29 protein-coding genes are annotated in these 23,924 nt (G+C 28.4%); all 29 read left to right on the top strand.

What is annotated here, in order from left to right; genetic code table 11:
• The first annotated feature begins 6 nt into the window (after nucleotides 1-6).
• The 29 genes from TR13x_RS02435 to rpsB all read left to right on the top strand — a co-directional run bounded on the left by TR13x_RS02435 (nucleotide 7) and on the right by rpsB (nucleotide 23,845).
• The gene (locus TR13x_RS02435) at nucleotides 7-396 is read left to right on the top strand and encodes a flagellar hook assembly protein FlgD (RefSeq protein WP_054870286.1); all 390 of its coding nucleotides are present in this window, start codon (nucleotides 7-9) and stop codon (nucleotides 394-396) included.
• 5 nt (nucleotides 397-401) lie between these two features.
• Nucleotides 402-785, top strand: coding sequence for a TIGR02530 family flagellar biosynthesis protein (locus tag TR13x_RS02430; RefSeq protein WP_054870285.1), 384 nt, complete (start codon nucleotides 402-404; stop codon nucleotides 783-785).
• A 72-nt stretch (nucleotides 786-857) separates the two neighbouring features.
• The gene (locus TR13x_RS02425) at nucleotides 858-2,126 is read left to right on the top strand and encodes a flagellar hook protein FlgE (RefSeq protein ID WP_054870284.1); all 1,269 of its coding nucleotides are present in this window, start codon (nucleotides 858-860) and stop codon (nucleotides 2,124-2,126) included.
• Nucleotides 2,127-2,177: 51 nt separating this feature from the next.
• On the top strand, nucleotides 2,178-2,387 hold the full coding sequence (locus TR13x_RS02420) for a flagellar FlbD family protein (protein WP_054870283.1): 210 nt from the start codon (nucleotides 2,178-2,180) through the stop codon (nucleotides 2,385-2,387).
• 3 nt (nucleotides 2,388-2,390) lie between these two features.
• On the top strand, nucleotides 2,391-3,176 hold the full coding sequence (locus TR13x_RS02415) for a flagellar motor protein (RefSeq protein ID WP_054870282.1): 786 nt from the start codon (nucleotides 2,391-2,393) through the stop codon (nucleotides 3,174-3,176).
• On the top strand, nucleotides 3,176-3,922 hold the full coding sequence (locus TR13x_RS02410; protein ID WP_054870281.1) for a flagellar motor protein MotB: 747 nt from the start codon (nucleotides 3,176-3,178) through the stop codon (nucleotides 3,920-3,922). The genes TR13x_RS02415 and TR13x_RS02410 overlap by 1 nt, the downstream gene beginning before the upstream one ends.
• A 17-nt stretch (nucleotides 3,923-3,939) precedes the next feature.
• On the top strand, nucleotides 3,940-4,353 hold the full coding sequence (fliL, locus tag TR13x_RS02405) for a flagellar basal body-associated protein FliL (protein WP_054870280.1): 414 nt from the start codon (nucleotides 3,940-3,942) through the stop codon (nucleotides 4,351-4,353).
• Nucleotides 4,354-4,366: 13 nt separating this feature from the next.
• Nucleotides 4,367-5,365, top strand: a complete 999-nt coding sequence (gene fliM / locus TR13x_RS02400) for a flagellar motor switch protein FliM (RefSeq protein WP_054870279.1) — start codon at nucleotides 4,367-4,369, stop codon at nucleotides 5,363-5,365.
• Entirely contained in the window at nucleotides 5,355-6,494 is a 1,140-nt protein-coding gene (fliY, locus tag TR13x_RS02395) for a flagellar motor switch phosphatase FliY (protein WP_054870278.1), read from the top strand. Before fliM ends, fliY begins: the two co-directional genes overlap by 11 nt.
• A gap of 27 nt (nucleotides 6,495-6,521) precedes the next feature.
• A complete protein-coding gene (locus TR13x_RS02390; RefSeq protein ID WP_054870277.1) occupies nucleotides 6,522-6,884 on the top strand; it encodes a response regulator in 363 nt (120 codons plus the stop codon).
• 176 nt (nucleotides 6,885-7,060) lie between these two features.
• Nucleotides 7,061-7,330 (top strand): flagellar biosynthetic protein FliO, encoded by a 270-nt coding sequence (locus TR13x_RS11015; RefSeq protein WP_152912094.1) that lies wholly within the window; start codon nucleotides 7,061-7,063, stop codon nucleotides 7,328-7,330.
• Nucleotides 7,331-7,369: 39 nt separating this feature from the next.
• On the top strand, nucleotides 7,370-8,134 hold the full coding sequence (fliP, locus tag TR13x_RS02380) for a flagellar type III secretion system pore protein FliP (RefSeq protein ID WP_054870275.1): 765 nt from the start codon (nucleotides 7,370-7,372) through the stop codon (nucleotides 8,132-8,134).
• 14 nt (nucleotides 8,135-8,148) lie between these two features.
• On the top strand, nucleotides 8,149-8,418 hold the full coding sequence (fliQ, locus tag TR13x_RS02375) for a flagellar biosynthesis protein FliQ (protein WP_054870274.1): 270 nt from the start codon (nucleotides 8,149-8,151) through the stop codon (nucleotides 8,416-8,418).
• A 17-nt stretch (nucleotides 8,419-8,435) separates the two neighbouring features.
• The gene (fliR, locus tag TR13x_RS02370) at nucleotides 8,436-9,200 is read left to right on the top strand and encodes a flagellar biosynthetic protein FliR (protein WP_054870273.1); all 765 of its coding nucleotides are present in this window, start codon (nucleotides 8,436-8,438) and stop codon (nucleotides 9,198-9,200) included.
• An 18-nt stretch (nucleotides 9,201-9,218) separates the two neighbouring features.
• A complete protein-coding gene (gene flhB, locus TR13x_RS02365) occupies nucleotides 9,219-10,304 on the top strand; it encodes a flagellar biosynthesis protein FlhB (RefSeq protein WP_054870272.1) in 1,086 nt (361 codons plus the stop codon).
• A gap of 18 nt (nucleotides 10,305-10,322) precedes the next feature.
• Nucleotides 10,323-12,356, top strand: coding sequence for a flagellar biosynthesis protein FlhA (gene flhA / locus TR13x_RS02360; protein WP_054870271.1), 2,034 nt, complete (start codon nucleotides 10,323-10,325; stop codon nucleotides 12,354-12,356).
• Nucleotides 12,356-13,510 (top strand): flagellar biosynthesis protein FlhF, encoded by a 1,155-nt coding sequence (gene flhF, locus TR13x_RS02355; protein WP_054870270.1) that lies wholly within the window; start codon nucleotides 12,356-12,358, stop codon nucleotides 13,508-13,510. The genes flhA and flhF overlap by 1 nt, the downstream gene beginning before the upstream one ends.
• A complete protein-coding gene (locus tag TR13x_RS02350) occupies nucleotides 13,491-14,387 on the top strand; it encodes a MinD/ParA family protein (protein ID WP_054870269.1) in 897 nt (298 codons plus the stop codon). Before flhF ends, TR13x_RS02350 begins: the two co-directional genes overlap by 20 nt.
• Before the next feature lie 73 nt (nucleotides 14,388-14,460).
• Complete coding sequence (locus TR13x_RS02345) at nucleotides 14,461-15,135, top strand: flagellar brake protein (protein ID WP_054870268.1); 675 nt, start codon at nucleotides 14,461-14,463, stop codon at nucleotides 15,133-15,135.
• Nucleotides 15,136-16,185, top strand: coding sequence for a chemotaxis response regulator protein-glutamate methylesterase (locus TR13x_RS02340; RefSeq protein WP_054870267.1), 1,050 nt, complete (start codon nucleotides 15,136-15,138; stop codon nucleotides 16,183-16,185).
• Nucleotides 16,186-18,186: a chemotaxis protein CheA gene (locus TR13x_RS02335; RefSeq protein ID WP_054870266.1), complete on the top strand. Its 2,001-nt coding sequence runs from the start codon at nucleotides 16,186-16,188 to the stop codon at nucleotides 18,184-18,186.
• A 15-nt stretch (nucleotides 18,187-18,201) separates the two neighbouring features.
• Complete coding sequence (locus TR13x_RS02330; protein ID WP_054870265.1) at nucleotides 18,202-18,636, top strand: chemotaxis protein CheW; 435 nt, start codon at nucleotides 18,202-18,204, stop codon at nucleotides 18,634-18,636.
• A 31-nt stretch (nucleotides 18,637-18,667) separates the two neighbouring features.
• The gene (locus tag TR13x_RS02325) at nucleotides 18,668-19,282 is read left to right on the top strand and encodes a chemotaxis protein CheC (protein WP_054870264.1); all 615 of its coding nucleotides are present in this window, start codon (nucleotides 18,668-18,670) and stop codon (nucleotides 19,280-19,282) included.
• The gene (locus TR13x_RS02320; protein ID WP_054870263.1) at nucleotides 19,279-19,761 is read left to right on the top strand and encodes a chemotaxis protein CheD; all 483 of its coding nucleotides are present in this window, start codon (nucleotides 19,279-19,281) and stop codon (nucleotides 19,759-19,761) included. Before TR13x_RS02325 ends, TR13x_RS02320 begins: the two co-directional genes overlap by 4 nt.
• A 64-nt stretch (nucleotides 19,762-19,825) precedes the next feature.
• Nucleotides 19,826-20,563: a sigma-70 family RNA polymerase sigma factor gene (locus tag TR13x_RS02315; protein WP_054870262.1), complete on the top strand. Its 738-nt coding sequence runs from the start codon at nucleotides 19,826-19,828 to the stop codon at nucleotides 20,561-20,563.
• A gap of 15 nt (nucleotides 20,564-20,578) precedes the next feature.
• A complete protein-coding gene (locus TR13x_RS02310; RefSeq protein WP_054870261.1) occupies nucleotides 20,579-22,174 on the top strand; it encodes a DUF342 domain-containing protein in 1,596 nt (531 codons plus the stop codon).
• Nucleotides 22,175-22,188: 14 nt separating this feature from the next.
• The gene (locus TR13x_RS02305) at nucleotides 22,189-22,500 is read left to right on the top strand and encodes a hypothetical protein (protein ID WP_054870260.1); all 312 of its coding nucleotides are present in this window, start codon (nucleotides 22,189-22,191) and stop codon (nucleotides 22,498-22,500) included.
• 14 nt (nucleotides 22,501-22,514) lie between these two features.
• Nucleotides 22,515-22,967, top strand: coding sequence for a hypothetical protein (locus TR13x_RS02300; RefSeq protein ID WP_054870259.1), 453 nt, complete (start codon nucleotides 22,515-22,517; stop codon nucleotides 22,965-22,967).
• Between the two features lie 179 nt (nucleotides 22,968-23,146).
• Nucleotides 23,147-23,845, top strand: coding sequence for a 30S ribosomal protein S2 (gene rpsB / locus TR13x_RS02295; RefSeq protein WP_054870258.1), 699 nt, complete (start codon nucleotides 23,147-23,149; stop codon nucleotides 23,843-23,845).
• Nucleotides 23,846-23,924: the final 79 nt, after the last annotated feature.

The raw sequence follows: 23,924 nt of genomic DNA, 5'->3' as shown, positions 1-23,924 counted from the left end.
GATTTTATGAGTATTAATGAGGTAAACACTCAAAATTTCTATAGCTTTACAAAAGATAATTCAAAGCCGTCTAAAAATAATATAGACAATAGTACTTTAGGTAAAGATTCTTTTTTAAAGTTATTAGTAACACAGTTAAAAAATCAAGATCCATTAAACCCTATGGATGATAAAGAATTCATTTCGCAAATGGCTCAATTTAGTACGTTAGAGAAAATACAGACTTTAGATGAAAACTTACAAAAGTCTCAAGAAAATATATTAAAAGAAATTAAAAATTTTAATAGTTATCAGAAAGAAATTAAAAATTTAGTTGATGGTTTCAAAAAAGAAAATGCTGAAAAATTATTGGAAATTAAGGCAGTTTTAAATTCTATTGAAACAAATTTGGAGTGATATAGATGAATGTTTCTTATGAAAATATAATAAAAAAAACCAGGATCAATTCTAGTGGTTATATAAAAAAAGGAATAAATGCAAATCAAAACTGCAGTTTTGATGATATATTGAGAAGGATTGAAAAAAAAGGTAGTGCATTAAAATTTTCAAAACATGCAGTTGAGCGAATGCAGCTAAGAAATATAAAGCTTAACAAAGAAGATTTGAAAAACATAGAATATGCAGTTGATAAAGCAGAGAGTAAAGGTGTTAAAGAAGCTTTAATTCTTTTAAATAATACAGCTTTTATAATAAGTATCCGAAATAGAACTGTTATTACAACTGTAGCTCAAGAACAGCTAAAAGAGAATGTGTTTACAAATATTGATGGGGCTGTGATTATATAGCTGGACCTATTTAGGAAGCTATTTATGCCTGACTGACAGAAGGCATAATGAAGAACAGAGGAGGTTTTAATTATGATGAGATCGATGTATTCAGGTGTATCTGGATTAAGAGTTCACCAATTAAAAATGGATGTAATTGGTAATAATATAGCGAATGTAAATACAATAGGTTATAAAAGGTCACAAGTTACTTTTCAAGAAGTTTTCAGTCAAGTTGTAAAGGGTGCTGGAGCTCCTCAAGGTGGAAGAGGAGGTACAAATCCACAGCAAATAGGTTTGGGATTAAAGATAGGATCTATTAATACAATTTTTTCAAAAGGAGCGTCACAAAGAACGGATAATCCAACTGATTTGATGATTGACGGAGAAGGGTTTTTTATGGTTACTGATGATCCTAAATATGAAAATATTTATTATACAAGAGCAGGCAATTTTGTTTTAGATAAAGAGGGCTATTTAGTAACGCCTGATGGGTTTAAAGTACTAGGGATAAACGAGAGCGGTGAATATGCTCCTATTAAAATTAATCGCTCAGAAACAGCACCACCAAGCGCATCTACCACAATTGAATTTATAGGAAATTTAGATTCCAGAATGCAGGCTAATGATGAATTTTTAACAGATACAATAGTAAAAGACAGCTTAGGTAATTCATATAAGGTTAATTTTAAATTTACGAAAGCTACAAATGCTAATGAATGGGATTTAGATGTTGTTAATGTAATAGATTTAGCTACAGGTAATGCAGTTAATCCAGCACCAACAAGTTCAACACAAAAGTTAACTTTTGATAGCAGTGGATTTTTAAATAGTGCAACAAAAACTTTTGAAATAACTTTTACAGGAATGCCAACATATTTTGGTTCAGACAGTGGAAATAGTAAACTAGTAGTAGATTTTTCCAAAATCACACAGTTTGCGAATGAAAATGACGTAAAAGGATTCGATGTTCCAGATCAGAATGGACAGTATGGTAAAAGTGCGGGCTCTTTAACTGGTTTTGCTGTTGATGCTTCAGGAGTCATTACTGGAAGCTTTACGAATGGTGAAAAGAAGCCATTAGGACAATTAGCGTTAGCGAAATTTGATAATCCTATGGGATTACAAAAAGTAGGTAGTAACTTTTTTGAAAGCACACCAAACTCAGGTGAACCTCAAATTGGAAAACCTAGTTCAAGTGGTTTTGGTTCAATAAATCCAGGAGCTCTAGAAATGTCAAATGTTGATTTATCAATGGAGTTTACAGAAATGATTACAACACAAAGAGGTTTCCAAGCGAATTCAAGAGTTATAACTACAACTGATGAAATGCTACAAGAACTAGTTAATATGAAAAGGTAACTATTAGGGTAGCTTTCTACCCTAATAGTACTTGTAGATGGAGATGATTATATGGTAATATTGAAAAGGATAAATGGTAAAGAATTTGTGTTAAATAGTGATTTAATCGAATTTATTGAAGCAACACCTGATACAATAGTAACATTAACTAATGGTAAAAAAATTGTTGTAAAAGAAACAGTAGAAGAAGTAATAGATAAAGTTATAAATTATAAAAGAGAAATTTACAAAAGCTTATTAAACATAGGAAATGAGGTGTAACTATTGGATTTAGCAACTGCCATTGGTTTTATAGCAGGTATCGTATTTATTGTATGGGGAATTTCACTATCAGGTAGTATAAAAACTTTTATTGATGCTCCTTCTTTAGTTATTGTTCTTGGAGGAACTATAGCTGCTACTTTTATTAGCTATCCTCTGTCTAAAGTATTTAAAACGTTAAAAGTTGTAAAAAATGCATTTATGACAAAAAATGTTTTACCAATAGAGATAATAAATGAAATAATTAAATTAGCTAATATAGCTAGAAGAGAAGGACTTCTTGCATTAGAAGAAGCAGCAGAAAATATAGAAGATATGTTTTTGAAAAAAGGAATTGTTCTAATAGTTGACGGTACTGATCCAGAGCTTGTTCGCAATATATTAGAAACAGAACTGTCTTTTACTGAGGAAAGACACGCAGAAGGACAAAGTGTTTTTGAGGCTATGGGTAGTTATGCTCCTGCATTTGGTATGATAGGTACGTTAATTGGACTTATTAATTTGCTTAAAAATTTAAATGATCCTGCTAGTGTAGGGCCGAATATGTCTGTAGCTTTGATCACAACTTTTTATGGTTCTTTATTTGCTAATTTAATTTTTATTCCACTTGCTAATAAACTTAAAGGTAGAAGTCGTGAGGAAATACTTATAAAAGAATTAATTGTTGAGGGGCTTTTATCAATTCAAGCAGGTGAAAATCCTAGGATTATAGAAGAAAAATTGAAAACCTTCTTGCCACCTGAAATGAGAAAAGCTATGGAAAAAGAAACTGAAGGTGAGGAAGCATAATGAAGAAGAAACGAAAAAGCCAGGAAAAAAAAGGTGCTCCTGAATGGATGACTACATATGGTGATTTGGTTACATTACTTCTTTGTTTCTTTGTGTTATTATTTTCTTTTTCCGAAATTAATGTACAGAAATTTGAAGCTATTATGAAGTCATTCCAGGGGTCACTAGGGGTTTTGAAAGGTGGGAAGACAATTCAAGATGTACCTTTTGTGAATACTGGTAATTTACCTCAAGATAAATCTACAAATGAAAGAAAAGAGATTGAGGATTTTCGCAAATTAAAAGTTCTAATTGAAGAATATGCAAAAGAAAAGGGGTTAGAGACTAAAGTAATAGCTAAAATTGAAGAAAGAGGTTTAATTATTAGAGTTTTAGATAATGTCTTCTTTGATTCTGGGAAAGCAGAGATAAAACCAAAAGCAAAAGAAATTTTAAGATACATAGGGGATATACTTAATAGAAAAGAATTTAAATCCAAACATATAAAAATAGAAGGACATACGGATACAGACCCGATAAGAACATCTAAATTTCCATCAAATTGGGAATTATCTGCTATTAGGGCTACTAATGTTTTAAGATTTTTAATGGAAGAGAAAGGCATAGAAGGTAATAGAATTTCTTCAGCTGGATATGCTTATTATCGGCCTGTAGCTCCTAATGATACTCCTGAAAACAAAGCAAAAAATAGAAGGGTTGATATTGTAATTTTAAAATCATCTTATGCAAAATGGGAGCCAGATTAATAAAAGGGGTTGTAAATATGAATAGTAAGAAGATTTTAATTATAGCTGTTATAGTATTAACAGTTTCATTAGTTTTAGTAGCTATTTTCTCTTTTTTATACGTTAAAAGTAAGGCAGATGCTAATAAACCAAAAGAAAAATTTTACTTTGATATAGGTCAGATGTATAGTAATGTAAAGGATAGTAGCAGTATCGTCAAAGTTGATATTACTATAGAAGTAACGGATAAAGAGTTATTAAGCATTTTAGAGAAAAAGAAATTCCTAATAAATAATCAGATTAATGAGATTATTAGAAGCAAAACAGAAAAAGAGTTAGAAGGTAGTGATGGACAAGTTTTGCTTCAGAAAGAAATCACAGCAAAATTAGCAGAATTATTCAATACTGAAGATATAACAAATATCTATTTTAAAGAATTAATTGTACAGTAGGGAGGTATAACTATTGTCTGAAGTTCTTTCACAGAGTGAAATAGATGCCCTACTCAAGGCTTTAACTTCTGGAGAAGTTGATGTTAAAGAAATAAAAGAAGAAGCAAAAGAAAAGAAAATAAAAAAATATGATTTTAGAAATCCACAAAAAATAGCCAAAGACCAGATGAGGACATTGGGCATTATTCATGATAAGTTAGCTAGATTATTACAAACATTTTTATCAGGTTATTTAAGAGCATCTGTAAATGTAGAAGTTTTAACTATTGATCAATATGTTTTTAGTGAGTTTAGTAATGCAATTTCAAATCCTGCTTTTCTTTCAATCATCAATTTTAATCCATTATCGGGACAAGTTATTTTAGATATTTCTCCCAATATTGCATATGCTGTTATAGATAGGCTATTAGGTGGAAATGGTAGTAATATTGATTTGAATCGTAGTTTTACTGAAATAGAGTTAGTATTATTGAAGCAAGTTTTTTATCGAATTAGAGATATAATAACGCAAGCTTGGGAAAATATATTAGAATTGAAACCATCTTTGGAGAAAATAGAAACTAATTCACAATTTATACAGATAGTTTCTCCTAGTGAAACAATAGTATTAATAACATTGAACATAAAAATAGGTGAAACTGAAGGAATGGCAAATATATGTATTCCGCATTTGACAATAGAACCTATTTTAAACAAATTAAGCACTAAGCTTTGGTATTCAACAAACAATAAAGATATTGATTCAACCGAAATGGAGATCGTTGAAAAGAGAATAAAAAAAGTAAAGGTACCTTTGATAGCAGAAATAGGTAGTACTATGATTACAGTTAAAGATTTATTGGATTTACGAGTAGGTGATGTTATAAAGCTTAATAAAACGAGAAATAGCGAATTAGATATTAAAGTGGGTTCAAAAACGAAGTTCTACGGGGTACCTGGAACTAAAAATAATAAAATGGCTGTTAAGATTACCAGAGTCAAAAAGGATGGTGAAGATATAGATGACGAATAATATGCTTTCACAAGAGGAAATAGATGCTTTACTAAGAGGAGAGCTAGTAGATAACAACAATGAAGTAGTTGCGATGAAAGAACAATTAAGTGAAATAGAAAAGGATGCACTTGGAGAAATAGGAAATATTAGCATGGGAACAGCAGCGACAACTTTATATACTTTACTTGGTAAAAAGGTTACTATTACAACACCTAAAGTAGAAATAACTAATACAGAAGAGCTTTCAAAAAAATATGTAGTACCATTTGTAGCTGTAGATGTAAAATATAAATTAGGACTTGAAGGCTCAAATCTGTTAATATTAAAAACAGACGATGTAAAAGTTATTACAGACCTTATGATGGGTGGTGATGGTACAAATACAGATAGAGAGTTAAATGAGATGGATTTAAGTGCTATAAGTGAAGCAATGAATCAAATGGTTGGCTCGTCAAGTACTTCACTATCAGAGATGTTTTCTACAGTCATTGATATTGAGCCCCCTAGAGCTTTTTTAATAAAATTGAATGAAGATAATATAGATTTAGATATATTTAAGAATAAAAATATTGTTAAGATATCTTTTAGAATGGTTATTGGAGATTTGATCGATAGTGAAATAATGCAGCTTTTACCAATTGATTTTGCAAAGAATATGGTAAGTAGGCTATTAGGGCAAGGATCTGATTTTGATAATGCAAATAATAATATAGATTTAACTAATCAGAAAGAAGATGAGAAGCCAAAATCTGATAATGACTCTATATCTATGAATAGTATAGAAAACTTAAGCTATAATGTGAATAACAAAGAAATTAAGAAACAAGAACCTGTTAATGTGAAAAAAGCAGAATTTCAGTCCTTTGATGACAACAAAAAAATAGAATATAATGAAAGCATTGATTTGATACAGGAAATACCTGTAGAAATTACTGTTGAATTAGGTAGAACAACTAAAAAGATTAGTGAAATTTTAGAATTTGGTCCTGGAACAGTTATAGAACTGGACAAGCTAGTTGGAGAACCTTTAGAGATATATGCAAATGGTAAATTTATTGCAAAAGGTGAAGTTGTAGTAATTGATGATAATTTTGGTGTTAGAATAACAGATGTTGTAAGTCCGTCAAAAAGAATAAGTAAAATTTAAAAAGAAATAATATAAGGAGGAATTAATATGGGTAAAGGAATACTTATTGTTGATGATGCTGCTTTTATGAGAATGATGATTAAGGATATTTTAAATAAGAACGGATATGAAGTTATAGGTGAAGCAGATAATGGAGCTAGAGCTATTGAGAAATATAAAGAGCTTAAACCAGATTTAGTAATAATGGATATTACAATGCCAGAAGTAGATGGAATTCAAGCTGTAAAGGAAATTAAAAAGATTGATGAAAATGCAAAGATAATAATGTGTTCAGCTATGGGACAACAAGCTATGGTTATTGAATCAATTCAGGCTGGGGCTAGAGATTTCATAGTGAAGCCATTTCAAGCAGATAGAGTTCTAGAAGCTGTAAAAAAAGTGTTAGGTTAAAAATGAAGGATATTTATTTAAAAATATTTTGTTTTTTTGGTTTTCTGTTTATTAATGAGTATGCTTTTAGCTCCAGTTATACTGATAGTAACAATGGTTATTCTTTTATTAACTTGATTAGTTTCATTTTCGGTTTTATTCTAATTATTTCAGCTATATTATTTCTGAGTAAAATATTGAATTTTAAATTAAATTCAGTAGGGAGAAAACACAGAATTAAGATTATTGATGTCTTAAATATAAGTGGTATTAAAATTTTAATATTAGAAATATACGATAAATACTATGTATTAGCCTATAATAACAATAGTATAACTTTAATTGACGAATTGGATAATATTGAATTATTAGAATTTAATGATAGTATAACTAATAAGTCTAGTTTTAATAAATATTTAGAGAAATTTTTTATGAAAAATGATTTTAAAAACAAATCTAAGGATTAATGATATTATTATGAACTATAAGTGAATAGGATGAATAATATGACTAAGATATTAAAAGTTGTTATAATAGCAACTGTATTAATATTACTTTTTAATTCTATTGCATATGGGGCACCTGAGGTTTCTTTATTTGGGAAAACAGTATCTTTGAAAGATACAAATGACCCAAATGACTATGTTATAAGTATACAAATATTAATTTTGCTAACTATATTAACCTTGGCCCCTTCTATTTTAATAATGGTTACAAGCTTTACTAGAATCATTATTGTACTTTCATTTATGCGTAATGCTTTAGCAATACAACAGACGCCACCAAACCAAGTTTTAATTGGTTTAGCGTTATTCTTAACATTTTTTATTATGAGCCCAACTATAGAGCAAATTAATGAACAAGCTATTCAACCTTTTTTAAATGGAGAGATTAGCCAAGAAGAAGCTTTTAATAATGCATTAGAACCAATTCGTGAATTTATGTTTAAACAAACAAGAGGGAAAGACTTAGTTTTGTTTATTAAAGCATCAGGCATTAAACAAACAAACGACTTGAAATTAGAGGATATACCAACAAGAGTATTAATACCTGCTTTTATGATAAGTGAATTAAAGACAGCATTTCAAATGGGATTTATATTATTTATACCATTTTTAGTAATTGATATGGTGGTTGCAAGTACGTTAATGTCAATGGGTATGATGATGCTACCACCGGTTATGATATCTTTACCATTTAAAATACTACTTTTTATTATGGTAGATGGATGGAATCTGGTTATTAAACAGTTATTATTAAGCTTTAATTAATAGGAGTGATATACATGAGCCAAGGGGATATTATAAGTTTAGCTCAAGATGCGATGAAGATGGTTTTAATGCTATCTTCTCCAATGCTAATTTTTGGTTTATTAATAGGGTTAGCTGTTAGTATATTTCAAGCAACAACACAGATACAGGAAGCTACATTAGCTTTTGTTCCTAAAATAATAGCTGTGATGATTTCATTTTTAATATTTTCGCCTTGGCTATTAAGTCTTATTTTGGATTTTACTAACAAACTTTTTGAAAATATGAATACATTTATAAAATAATTTAAATGGTGAATTTTATGATAGATATTATACAATTTATTATAAATAAATACATAGTGTTTTTGCTAACATTTATTAGACTAAGTGGGATTTTTATTATCACTCCAATATTCAGTAGGAGGAATATACCTACAATATTCAAAATAGTTTTTACTTTTTTTCTTACATTGATAATAATTAGTATGATTGATTTCAATCAAACACATTTAGATGTTTATCTTTTTATAATTTATATATTAAGAGAATTATTTTTAGGTATATTTATCGGATTCATAATGTATTTATTTTTCTCTTCGTTATATTTAGCTGGAAAGTTAGTAGATATGCAATTAGGTTTTAGTATGGTTAATGTGCTAGATCCTAACAGTAATATACAAGTGCCCATAACGGGGAACTTTTATTACATTTTAGCTTTATTAACTTTTTTAGTTGTTGATGGGCATCATGTATTAATAAAAACTTTATTAGATTCGTTTACAATAGTTCCTTTAGGAAGTTATGTTGTCAAAACGACTGTTTATAAAGAAATACTTACAATTACTAGTAATATATTTGTTATAGCTTTCAAACTTAGTAGCCCTATATTGGCTACTATATTTATAACTAATATTATGTTAGGGATATTAGCGCGAACTATGCCACAAATGAATGTTTTTGTAGTAGGAATGCCTCTAAGGATTGCAGTAGGAATTATTACTTTGATACTAACTATACCTTTTATTATTGCTTTTATATGTAATTTATATGAGCGAATTTTTCGAGTATATTCTTTTTTAAAGTAGAATAAGGAATGATCATAAATGCTGAATAGTATAAATTTGCAGTTATTTGCAGGTGGGGAGAAAACAGAAAAACCTACTCCAAAACGAAGAAAAGAAGCAAGAGAAAAAGGACAAGTACTACAGAGTAGAGAATTAACTTCGGCATTGTTGTTGTTATTTATATTTTTGTCTTTGAGAATTTTTAGCAATTATATGTTCAATAGTTTAAAAGGACATATAAGCTATGTTTATAGTGAATATTTAATTTATGATGATTTTTACTCGAAAAAAGAGATTATTTTACTATTAAAATATATGATTTTTAAAACAATTGAAATTGTTGCACCAATATTAGGAGCTGCTTTTATATTTGCATTAATTATTAATTATTTTCAAGTAGGTTTTTTATTTACAACAAAAACTTTACAAATTAAATTTAGTAGAATAAATCCTATAGAAGGTTTTAAACGTTTATTTTCAAAAAGAGCGCTTGTTGAATTAGTAAAATCTTTCTTAAAGATAATATTAATTAGCTATATTGTGTATTTTTATATTTTGAGACAAATTGGTATTATTATACAATTATCAAAAAAAAATATATCTAATATTGTATTTTATATAGCTAAAACATCATTTGAAATTGCTATTAGAATAGGATTGGTTTTGTTTGTGTTGTCTGTGTTAGATTATGCATATCAGTGGTGGGAATATGAAAAAAATCTAAGAATGTCAAAACAAGAAATTAAGGAAGAATATAAACAAACAGAGGGCGATCCTAATATTAAATCAAAAATAAAAGAGAAACAACGCCAAATATCTATGCGCAGAATGATGCAGGATGTACCTAAAGCAGATGTTATTATCACTAACCCAACACATTATGCAATTGCTATGAAATATGATAAAGAAAAATATGATGCACCATATATAATTGCTAAAGGCAAAGATATAATTGCTGAAAATATTAAAAAGGTGGCACGAGAATCTTCTATACCAATTGTTGAAAACAAATGGCTAGCAAGACATTTATACAATAATGTTGAAATAGGACAGGTGATTCCAGAAGAACTTTATCAAGCAGTAGCTGAAATACTTGCATATGTTTATAGCCTTAAGAAGGGTTAATAAGTTAGGAGGACAATTATGAAATTTGGAGATATTATAGTAGCAATATCTATCATTGCAATAATTTTGATAATTATTATACCTGTTCCTAAAGGTGCTTTAGATATACTTTTAACTCTAAATATATCTTTTGCATTATTAATTCTTCTGATTGCAATGTACACTGAAGAAGTTTTACAGTTTTCAGTTTTTCCGTCTTTATTATTAATTACTACGCTTTATAGACTTTCTTTGAATATATCAACAACAAGATATATTCTAACAGATGGAGATGCAGGAAGTGTTATAGAGACTTTTGGGAACTTTGTAATCAAGGGAAATCCTATAGTAGGTTTTATCATATTTTTAATAATTGTTATAATACAATTCATAGTAATTACAAAAGGAGCTGAAAGAGTAGCAGAAGTAGCTGCCAGATTTACTCTTGATGCTATGCCAGGAAAGCAGATGGCTATAGATGCAGACTTAAATTCAGGACTGATTACTGAGCAGGAAGCTAAAAAAAGAAGAAGCGAAATACAAAAAGAAGCTGATTTTTATGGAGCAATGGATGGTGCTAGTAAGTTTGTTAAAGGAGATGCAATAGCTAGTATTATTATTACTATAATAAACATTTGTGCAGGTTTTATTATAGGAATTTTAACTAAAAATTTAACATTTATAGAAGCACTTCATAAATACACATTATTAACGGTAGGAGATGGCTTGGTTAGTCAAATACCAGCTCTTATTATATCAACTGCTACTGGTATAGTTGTAACTAGAGCTGCTTCAGAATCGAATCTTGGACAAGATGTTATTAAACAGCTCTTTAATAACCATCCTAAAATCATGTATATTATTGGAAGTGTTCTATTTTTATTAGGTGTTGCTACTCCATTACCGTCTTTGCCTTATATATTTTTATCAAGTATATTCTTCTATTCAGGCTACAATATGCAAATAAGTATTAAAAAAAGTGTTGAAGAAGAAAAAGAAATGGCAGAAGAAGTAGAAGTGGAAGAAGTGAAGAAACAAGAAAATGTAATGTCATTATTAAAAGTAGATGATATAGAACTGGAATTCGGTTATGCAATTATACCTTTAGCTGATGTGAATCAAGGTGGAGATTTACTTGATAGAATTGTACTAATTAGGAGACAAATTGCACTAGAACTTGGTATTATAGTTCCTATAGTCAGATTAAGAGATAATATACAACTAAATCCGAATGAATATGTAATTAAAATAAAAGGTGTAGAAGTTTCAAAAGGAGTGTTATTATTTGATCACTATTTAGCTATGAATCCAGGAACGGCTCAGGAAGAGTTATCTGGAATAGATACTATAGAACCTGCATTTGGCTTGCCAGCTAAATGGATAACCGAAGAAGAGAGAGAAAGAGCAGAAATATTAGGTTATACTGTAGTAGATCCGCCATCTATTATAGCAACTCATTTGACTGAAATAATCAGAAAATATGCTCATGAGTTACTTGATAGACAAGCAGTTAAAGTTTTAATAGATAATATAAAAGAAGAATATCCTGCTTTAGTAGAAGAGCTTATACCAAATATTCTTTCTATAGGTGAGATACAGAAAGTTCTTGCCAATTTATTAAAAGAGCAAATTTCAATTAGAAATATGGTTTCTATTTTAGAAGCTCTTGCAGATTATGGAACGGTTACGCGAGATACAGATTTATTAACTGAATATGTGAGACAGAGATTATCAAGATATATAACAAAAAAGTATGTACAAAACAATAAAATAAAAGTGATTACATTAGAAGGTGAGCTAGAACAATTAATAATGGATTCTATAAATAAATCAGAAACAGGTTCATACTTAGCTTTAGAGCCAGTCAAAGTTCAGAGGATTCTTCAAAGTTTGTCGAAAAATATAGAAAAAGTATCTTCAATAGGAGAACAACCAATAGTTTTAACAGCTCCTATAGTTAGAATATACTTTAAGAGATTGACTGAACAATTAATAAAAGATCTAGTAGTACTGTCTTATAATGAGATAGAACCTACAGTTGAAGTTCAGTCATTAGGGATGGTGACATTATAATGAAAATAAAACGATATATTGGTAGAACAAATAAGGAAGCTATGGATAAAGTTAAAAGGGAATTAGGGACAGAGGCAGTTATACTTCATATAAGAAAAATAAAGCAAACAGGTTTTTTTGGCTTTTTTAAAAAACCTTTAATTGAAGTAGTAGCTGCAGTAGATGAAAACTATGATGTGAAGAATGTTATGGTAAATCAAACCAATAAAAGTAAGGGTGTAAATAATAATATCAAGTCATTTGATGATGAAACAAATAATGTACAGAAAGAACTTAATAAAGAAATTAAAAAATTAAGACAGCTAATGGAAGATATGATTATGAGTACCGACAAAAAAGAAAAGAGTAATTTTTCAGAAAAACTAATAGTATATAAACATATTCTTATTGAAAGAGGAGTAGAAGAATATATAGCTAATGAAATATTAAAAAAAATTGACCAAAGGTTTAATATTGAAGATAAAGATGATAAATCCATTAGAGATATAATTAGATATCATTTGATTGAATATTTAGGAAATCCTGAGCCTATAGATTTGTCAAAATCGAATAAAACTATATTTTTTATTGGTCCAACTGGTGTAGGGAAGACTACTACTTTAGCCAAGATTGCTTCTAAAATATGTTTATATGAGAATTTAAAAGTTGGAATTATTAATGCAGATACATACAGAATAGGTGCTGTAGAACAGATAAAAACTTATGGAGAGATACTGAATATTCCAGTAAATAATATTTACGACATAGAGGATATTTATAAAGTTATGTCGAAATTAGAAGATAAAGAGATTATTTTAATAGATACTGCTGGAAGGAATCATAAAGATAATGAAAAAATTGAAGAAATTAGAAAATTAATCAGTTCTGTTAATAACAAGGAAGTTTATTTGGTGTTGAGTGCAACATCTAGTATGGATACTATTAAATCTATTATTGATAAACATAAAAATATCCCAGAATATAAAATTATTTTTACTAAGTTAGATGAAGTTGATAATTTGGGAATTATTTTAAATACTAGATATTATTCAAACAAACCATTGTCTTATTTCACTACCGGTCAAAATGTTCCTGATGATATTGAGATTGCTGATGTAAACAAATTAAGTAAATACTTGATTGGAGAGTTACAATATGAGAGACCAAGCGTATAGATTGAGACAAATGGTAAATAAATATAAAGCGAATAAAGCAACAATAGAGAATAAAACCAATAATAAAACTAGAGTTTTAGCTATAACTAGTGGTAAAGGTGGAGTTGGTAAAACTAATTTCACTATTAATTTAGCAATCTCATTAAACAAACTTGGTTATAGAACAATTATTTTTGATGCAGATATAGGGTTGGCAAATGTTGATATAGCTTTAGGAATTATGCCTAAATATACTATAGCTGATGTTATAAAAGGGAAAAAGGATATTTTAGAAATTATAACGGAAGGTCCTTGTGGATTAAAAATTATAGCTGGAGGATCGGCATTAGAGGAGTTAATTGATATTAAAGAAAAAGAATTGTATGAATTGACTAGTCAGCTTGAAAAATTGTCTGAAATTGCGGATTTTATATTAATTGATACTGGAGCAGGCATATCGAGAACTGTATTAAGTTTTATTGAAGCCGCTAATGAAGTTATATTAGTTACTACTCCTGAGCCCACTTCTTTAACAGATGCTTATGCATTAATTAAAATGTTAATAGTGTCTAGTTGCAATTATAATAAAATTAACTTAGTAGTAAATCAGGTTGATAATTATTATGAGGCTAAAGAAGCATATGAAAAGTTGAATAGAGTTACTAAAAGATTTCTAAATTTTGAGCTTATTAATTTAGGGTATATACAAAATAGTAAATTACTAATAGAATCTGTAAAGCTTCAACAACCAATAACTATATCACATCCAAATTCTTCTTTTGTTAAAAGGATAAATACTATTGCTTTAAAGATTGTCGGAAAAGAAAACGCTAATAACAACGATTTTAAAAAATTCATTGAAAAATTTAAAAATTATTTTTTGATTTATAATAAATAATGATTTTATTGAATATTTCAAAAATTTAAATCTTACAGATAAAAGATTTGTCTCAAAAGGAGGACCATATTTAATGCACAAAAAGAAGACGTTAAGTGAAAACCCGGTTATAGGTGATAAAATAGAAATTAGAGAAACCAATACGAAAACAAATAATAAGTATGCAAGCCAAATACTCGATATTATTGATGAAAATATTTACATAATAAGCGGTCCTATACAAAAAAGTGCATTAATACCGTTACATGTTGGAAGTTTAATTGAGATTACATATTTTCGAGAAGATAAAGGAAGGTTTATATTTAAAGCTAGAATTATTGAACGTGAATATAAAAAAATATATAAATTAAAAATCGAGAAAATAAGTTGTATTACGAAATTACAAGAAAGGAATTATTATAGACTATCAGTAAAATTAGATGTACAAAAAAAATATAATTTAAAACTTGATGATAATGAGAAAGAAGTAGTTGAAAATTGTATAGTGAAGGATATCAGTGGTGGTGGTATAAGAGTATTATGTAATTTTAAACATTCTGTAGGAGATTTGATAAAATTACAAGTTTCAATATCAGATTTTAGTATAATTGCTTTAGGAACTGTTGTAAGAGTTCACGAGATAGAAAATAATAATTTTAAATTTTCTTTAGGAATAAAATTTATTGAAATTGAAGATGAAGATAGAGAACGATTGATTAAATATATTTTTGAACAACAAAGAAGATTAAGAAAAAAAGGACTGATCTAAATGATAAAGGTTCTAGTTGTAGATGATTCAGCATTTATGCGTAAAATAATAAGTGATATTTTATCTAGTGATGAAATAATTGAAGTGATAGGAACTGCTAAGAATGGTAAAGATGCTTTAGACAAAGTATCTTATTTAAATCCAGATGTTATTACATTAGATATTGAAATGCCAGTTATGGATGGTATTGAAGCATTAAGAGAGATTATGAAAAAATTTAGAAAACCAGTTGTAATGCTCAGCAGTTTGACTAGCCAGGGAGCTGAAGCAACTTTGAGAGCTTTAGAATATGGAGCTGTTGATTTTATTACAAAGCCAACTAATATTTTTAAGGTAGGAAGTCAAGAAAAAAAAGAAGAAATTATAAAGAAGGTTAAGGTAGCTGCAAATGCTGTGTTACTAAATACTGTAATAGACAATCATATAGTTTCAAAAAATAATTCTATAGCTATAACTAATAAAGAAGAGAAAATGGATTATATAGTTGCTTTAGGAACTTCTACTGGTGGGCCAAGAGCACTTCAGGCAATAATACCGGCTTTACCAAATGAAATCAATGCAGCTTTAGTTGTTGTGCAGCATATGCCACAGGGTTTCACTAAATCGCTAGCTAATAGATTAAACTCTATGTCACATATTGTAGTAAAGGAAGGTGAAGATGGAGAGCTTGTAAGAAGAGGACATTGTTATATTGCTCCAGGTGGTTACCATATGACATTAGATGAAGTAGGCGTTAATAAAGTTTATATAAGATTAAATAAAGAAAAACCTGTTTCAGGACATAGACCATCTGTAGATGTTTTAATGGAATCAGTTGCGAAAATTAAATATCTAAAAAAAATAGGTGTAATATTAACTGGAATGGGGTCTGATGGGAGTCAGGGTATAAAGCATATTAAAGAAAATAATGGTTTTACTATTGCACAAGATGAGAAAAGTTGTGTTGTTTATGGAATGCCAAAGGCTGCAATAAATATTGGGGGCATAAGTAAAGTATTATCTTTAGAGTCAATTCCAAATGAAATTTTAAACAAATTGGGGGTGTTATAATTGGATATTAGTCAATATCTTGATATATTTATAGACGAATCTAAAGAACATTTACATAATTTAAATGGGAGTTTATTAAGTTTAGAAAAAAATCCAGATGATAAAGAGCTGATTAATGAAATATTCAGAGTAGCACACACTTTAAAAGGTATGTCTGGGACAATGGGATTTAACAAAATAGCAAATTTGACACATGAGATGGAAAATTTACTAGATGCAATAAGAAATGATAGATTAGCTATTAATACAGATATTATTGATTTATTATTTAAGTGTTTTGATGCTCTCGAAGAATATATTAATATTATAGCTACTGAAGGTGAAGAAGGCGAACAAGATAATAGAGATTTAATTATTAAATTAAATTCTGTTTTGAATAATAATGAAGGATGTCGATCCGAAACTAGCATAAAAACAGAGCAAGCTGATAATTTAAAAAATCTTAGTCAATATGCTATTAATATTGTAAAAAAGGCACAGGAAAAGGGATTAAATGCTTATACGATTGATATAACATTAAGAGAAGATTGCATGTTAAAAGCTGCAAGAGCATTTATTGTATTTAATACATTGGAGAAATATGGAGAAATAATTTATTCAAAACCTTCAGTTGAAGATATAGAAGATGAAAATTTTGATTTAAGTTTTTCGATAACCATTTTAAGTAAAAATGATAAAAATACTATTTTAGATGAACTTAATAAGATAAATGATATTGAAATGATTGAAATGAGAAAACTTGAGAATATGAATAGCATGAGTAATGACAAGATTATAGATGAGACTAATAATATACATAATAAAATTCAAAAAAGAACAGAGAAAAAAACTAAAAAGAAAAATAATATAGTAGGAAAAACTGTTAGAGTTGATATTGATAGACTTGATAATTTGATGAATCTTGTAAGTGAACTAATTATTATTAAAACAAGGATGGAAGAAGTTGGTGGTCGTTCTGAAAATCATAACATGAATGAAGCAATTGAATATTTAGAAAGAATTACTACTAGTATACATGATGCAGTTATGAAAGTAAGGATGGTACCCATAGATAGAGTTTTTAACAGATTTCCTAGAATGGTACGGGATTTATCAAAAGAGTTAGGGAAAGATATTAAACTAATTATGTCTGGTGAAGAAACAGAAGTAGATAGAACTGTAATTGATGAGATAGGGGACCCTTTAATACATTTAATTCGAAATTCAATAGATCATGGAATAGAAAGTCCAAAAGAAAGATTAAAAATTGGCAAGAAGGAATTTGGCTCTTTATATTTAAGAGCTTATCCTGACGGTAATAATGTAGTTATAGAAGTTGAAGATGATGGTAAAGGTATTGATTTGGAAAAAGTTAAACGAAAAGCGGTAGATAAAAAACTAATAACCGAAGAAATAGCACATAATATGTCTAAAGAAGAGATAATTTCTTTGCTTTTTAAAGCTGGCTTTAGTACAGCTGAACAAATATCAGATGTTTCGGGTAGGGGTGTTGGTTTAGACGTAGTCAAAAATAAAATTGAATCCATAGGTGGTAATATTGAAGTTGAAACTGCAAAAGGGAAAGGTACTAAATTTACAATAAGAATACCGCTAACATTAGCAATAATTCAAGCGTTGTTAATAAAACTACAAGATGAAATTTATGCATTACCTTTAAGTTCTATAAAGGAAATTACAACTATTAAGAGTCAAACTATTAGAAAGGTACAGAATCATGAAGTAGTTCTATTTAGGAATAAAACATTACCAATAATCAGATTAGGTCAAGTCTTAGGAATTGAAAAGACAGATAAAATAGATAAAAACGAAGAATTAATTACAGTTATTGCAAAAAAAGGAGATAAAGAGGCTGGGCTGATTGTAGACAAGCTTATAGGGCAACAAGAGATAGTAATAAAGTCATTAGGAAAATATTTATCTGGAACTAGGTATATAGCAGGAGCGACAATTTTAGGAGATGGTAGCATATCTCTTATACTTGATATAAATTCTTTATTTTAAGTAGGAGGTGAGACTTTGAATTCTATAGAAAGTGTAAATACAAATCAATATGTTTTGTTTAAATTAGAAAATGAAAGTTATGGAATTGAAATTGAGTATGTTAAAACAATTGAGAAGATTACAAATATAACAAGGGTGCCAAATACAAAACCTTATGTTAAAGGAGTTATAAATTTACGTGGGGAAGTTATTCCAGTTATTGATTTAAGAGAAAGATTTGGGTTATCAATAACGGATTATAATAATGAGACTAGAGTTATAATTGTTTCAATAAAAGATTTTGTAATTGGGTTGATAGTTGATTCCTCTTCAGAAGTAATTCATTTGAATGATAATGAAGTGGATAATCCTCCTACGATAGGAGAGACAAATACGGTTGAATTTATTAAAGGTATAGGAAAAAAAGACGGAAATTTAATTATGCTTCTAAATCTGAAAAAAGTTTTATAGACAATATTACAAATATTTAGAGGTGTTAATAATGGATATAAATAATTTAAATATTATGTTACTGGATGTATTAAAAGAAATAGGTAACATAGGTTCTGGTAATGCAGCAACTGCATTATCAAGTATAATAAATAAGAAGATAGATATGAATGTACCCCAAGTAAAAATTTTAGACTTTGATGAAGTAGCAAATGTACTAGGTGGAGCAGAGAAACCAGTTGCTGGTATTTATTTTGAGATGAATGGAGACATAAAGGGCAATATTATGTTTATTTTGGATATAGATTCTGCACGCTGTTTACTAAATTTACTTTTTAAAAACAATAATGAAAGTAGAGAATTTACAGATATGGATATGTCGGCTTTATCTGAAGTTGGTAATATATTAGCTGCTTCTTATATTAATTCTTTGAGTATGCTTTCTAATATGGTTTTGAAGATCTCAGTTCCATCAATAGCGATTGATATGGCCGGAGCTATTCTAAGTGTACCTGCTATACAGTTTGGATATATCAGTGATAAAGTTTTATTTATCGAAACTCAATTTAAAGAAGGTAATAACTTGGTAACTGGAAATTTATTTTTAATACCAGAATTAGATTCTTTTGAAACAATGCTAAAAAAATTAGGAGTAGTTGAAATATGAAAGTAGTAAAAGTAGGCATGGCAGATTTAGCAGTTTCTAAATCACCTTGCATAATCACAACTTTAGGGTTAGGTTCATGTGTAGGTATTGCTCTATATGATAGAATAAATAAAATTGGCGGTTTAGCTCATATAATGTTACCGTCTAGTCTAGATATAAAAAATAATTCGAATAAGGCAAAGTTTGCAGATACTGCGATTGAAATATTAATTGATAAAATGATAAAAATTGGAGCGAATAAAAATAATATTGTAGCTAAGTTAGCTGGCGGTTCACAGATGTTTAAATTCAGTACTCAAAATGAGATGCTAAGAATAGGTGACAGAAATGTGATAGCATCAAAAAAGAAATTAAAAGAATATGGTATTCCAATAGTAGCTGAGGATACAGGAGGAAATTATGGTAGAACTATTGAATTAAACTGTGAGGATGGTACTTTAATGGTAAGAACAATTGGTAGAGGATGTAAATATATTTAATAGCAGCCTTGACCACAGTTGACATAACACAATTATAGCAACCTGTTTACAGGAGGATTTTAATATGACCATTGAAGAAATTTGGGATAGGTACAAATCTACCAATAATATTGAATTTAAACAAAAATTGATTGAAGAATACGTGTATTTAGTTAAAATTGTGGCTGGAAGGCTATACAATTATTATAACGGTAATATAGAGTTTGATGATTTATTGAGTTACGGAGTATTCGGTTTAATAGATGCTATAGAGAAGTTTGACATTAATAGGGGATTAAAATTTGAGACATATGCACAGATTAGAATAAGAGGTGCAATAATAGATAATTTAAGAAAATTAGATTGGATTCCTAGATCTTTAAGAAAAAAAGCTAAAGCACTAGAAGAAGTTGTTAGAGAATTAGAGAATAATTTAGGAAGAACAGTTACATATAAAGATGTTGCTAAGAAGTTAAATATTGATCAAAAAGAAGTGGAAGAATTGTTTAAAGAAATTTCGATCTATAATATTGTTTCACTAGAAGATATTTTTGCTTCAGGAAATGATATAGTATTTAGAGATAGCTATGATACTCCAGAAGGACAATTTGAAAAAAAAGAAATAAAATCTATAATTAGAGAAACTATTGATAAATTGCCAGAAAAAGAAAAATTAGTTATATCACTTTATTACTATGATGAACTAACTTATAAAGAGATAAGTGAGATCTTAGGTGTTTCTCAATCACGGATTTCACAATTGCATAGCAAAGCTCTGACTTCAATCAAAAGTAAGTTAAAACATATAGGAATATTAAGTTGATCAGGTGGTGAGTAAATGGTTTTTAGAACTGATAAGGATTTTGAATTTAAGTTTTTAGAAGATGGTGTTTACATTTGCATAAATAATATGGCAAGAAATGCAATTAGTTTATCTGATGTTTTAGAAAGGATTAATAGAAAGCAGATAAAAGAATATGATTTAGATATAATTGTTGATGTAATAAATGGATCAAAAAGTGGATTTGTTCGATTTGCACCAAAACAAGAAGAAATATTGATTAATGAAGAAGTTTTAATTGATATTTCGAAAGATAAAATGTATGGTTATGTAACTTTGTTACCACCTGATGGAGGTAAAAATATTGAGTTTGATGAATTTGTAAATAAAGTAAAAGAAATAATAAAATATGGGCTGAATTATGAAAAACTAAGAGAAATTTTTGAAAATAAAGTTTATAACAAAAAAATTTGCATTGCTAAAGGTAAAAAGCCAGTGCAAGGGAAAGATGGTTATATCGTATGGCATTTTAATATTGAAAATAAACATAAACCAAAGATTTTAAAAGATGGCAGTGTGGATTATAGAAATTTAAATATAATAAATAATGTTAAAAAAGGTCAGTTGTTAGCAGAAAGAATTCCTGCTACAACTGGTGAAAATGGTGTTGCAGTAACTGGTGAAATCATACCTTCTATTAAAGGCAAAGAAAAAATTTTGAAAGCAGGTAAAAATGTAGTTTTATCTGATGATGGAAACTCAGCTTACGCATTGAAAGATGGACAAGTTATATACCAAGATGAAAAAATTGTTGTTTATGAAGTATATGAAATTATTGGAAATGTAGATAATGCAACGGGTAATATTTATTTTAACGGTACGGTAAAGATAAAAGGAAATGTTATTACAGGATTTTGTGTTAAGGCAATGAGTGATATTGAGATAAATGGAGTAGTTGAAGGAGCTATTGTTGAAAGCAATGGTAATATCATAGTTAAAAGAGGTATACAAGGCTATCATAAAGGGAAACTAATATCTAAGGGTAATATTTATACCAAATTTATTGAAAATAGTAATATCTATGCTAATTTAGATATACATGCAGAAGCAATAATGCATAGTAAAGTAATTTCTGGCAATAATATAGAAGTAAATGGTAAAAAAGGTTTAATTGTTGGTGGAGTTTGTAAAGCAAAGAATGAAATTAGAGCAAAAACGATAGGTTCTCAGATGGGAACTATAACGGTATTAGAGGTAGGAATAGATCCAGAATTAAAACAAAAACATACAGAATTAAAAAATAGAATAAATGAAATAAGGTTAAATATAGAAAAGGTTGATAAAACGATAAAAGTATTTACTAGATTAGTGAAAAACAATAGTTTACCTGATGAAAAAAAGGAATTACTTGTAAAAATAATAGATAGCAGACAAGTTTTGACTAATGAATTAGAAACTTTAAAAGAACAGTTGATTAATATTGAAGAAAAAATTAAATTACAGACTAATGGTAAAGTTAAAGTAGAAAAAGAAATATTCCCAGGTGTTAAGATTGCGATTGGTAACAGTGTTATGTTTGTAAGAGAGAGACTTGGACCATGTACCTTTATGAATGTTGATGGAGAAATAAGAATTACTTCGTTTGAAAAATAATTAGGAGGATATTTATGAAAATTAATACTGCTGATTTAAGGTTAGCAATTTCAAAAACGCAGATGCTCTCTAAGATTCAGCAGTCTGAAAATAATAAAGCATTTACTAATTTATATAATGAAATACTTGAAAATAAGAAGAATATAGAGAAAGAACAAAAAACTATTAATAAATCTAAAGAAACTTACAAATCAAAAATGGATAATGATAGAAATAAAAAAAATCAAGATTTTAATAATAAAAGTAAAAAAAGAAAAAATGAAGATAATAAAGATAATGACATTAAAAAGAATTATTTAGGTAGTAGATTTGATGTTAGAATTTGATAAGGGGTTGTAATATGACTTCAATATTACTAATATGTTTAGGTATTGTGTTAATTATATTGTCTTTGATTGTTTGGATAAAAAATGAAAAAAAATTTGAATATTTTAATGAAGTTGAATATAGGAATTCTGAAATTTTAGATTATACTAAGTATTTTGAGCAAAAAATTGATGAATTTGAACAGATGATATTTGATTTAGAAGAAAAAATAAAAGAAATTCATGATTACATAAAACTTGAAAATATAGGTAAAATACAGGTTGTTGATAAAGTTTTAACCGATAATAATTTGTCAAACGAAGTAATTAAAAATAATGATTTCAAGAATTGGGAAGACATAGATTTAGTAAATGAAGTTCAAAAACTAAAATATGATGGATTTAGAAACATTGAAATTGCAAAAAAGTTAAATAGAAGTATAAGAGAAGTTGATATGATATTAAAATTAAAAAAATTAAATAAATAAATTTGAATTTTTTTAAATTAGTTATATATCTTCAAGAAAAATATTGTCAAATTTAAAAAGGTATGATATACTACTAAAAGTGAAATTACACACACTTGATGATTCCTTGAAATGTGCCCTATTGGGTCTTCTTGGGATATGATTCAGGTGGAGGAATAAAACAATGGAGGTGTATTGATATGGCAGTAATTACAATGAAGCAACTTCTAGAAGCAGGTGTTCATTTTGGACATCAAACTAGAAGATGGAATCCAAAAATGGCAGAGTACATTTTTACTGAAAGAAATGGTATTTACATTATTGACCTTCAGAAAACAGTTGGGAAAATTGAAGAAGCATACAAGTTTATAAAAGAAATTGTTGAAAATGGGGGTCAAGTACTTTTTGTTGGTACTAAAAAACAAGCACAAGAATCTATTAAGCAAGAAGCAAGTAGATGTGGTATGCATTACGTAAATCAAAGATGGTTAGGTGGTATGCTTACTAACTATAAGACAATTAAAAAGAGAGTGGACAGATTACATGAGTTAAAGAGAATGGAAGAGGAAGGTACTTTTGATGTATTACCTAAGAAAGAGGTAATTAAATTAAGACATGAAGCTGAAAGATTAGAGAAATTTTTAGGTGGAATTAAGAATATGAAAGGCCTTCCAGATGTATTATTTGTGGTAGATCCAAGAAAAGAAAAGATAGCAGTTAAAGAAGCTAGAACTCTTGGTATACCAGTTGTAGCTATTGTAGATACTAATTGTGATCCAGATGAAGTGGATTACGTGATTCCTGGTAACGATGATGCGATTAGAGCAGTTAAGTTACTAACACAAACAATAGCAAATGCTGTACTAGAAGGAAAGCAAGGAGAACAAGATAACGAGTAAATGTAAGGTAAGGGTTGGAAGGGAGCTTATCCCTTACTGCTCTTACCTTTTTAATTATTAATAATTAGGAGGGGATAAA

It is taken from the genome of Caloranaerobacter sp. TR13 (assembly GCF_001316435.1).
GTDB lineage: Bacteria > Bacillota > Clostridia > Tissierellales > Thermohalobacteraceae > Caloranaerobacter.
This window is presented reverse-complemented; position numbering and strand designations above follow the sequence as displayed.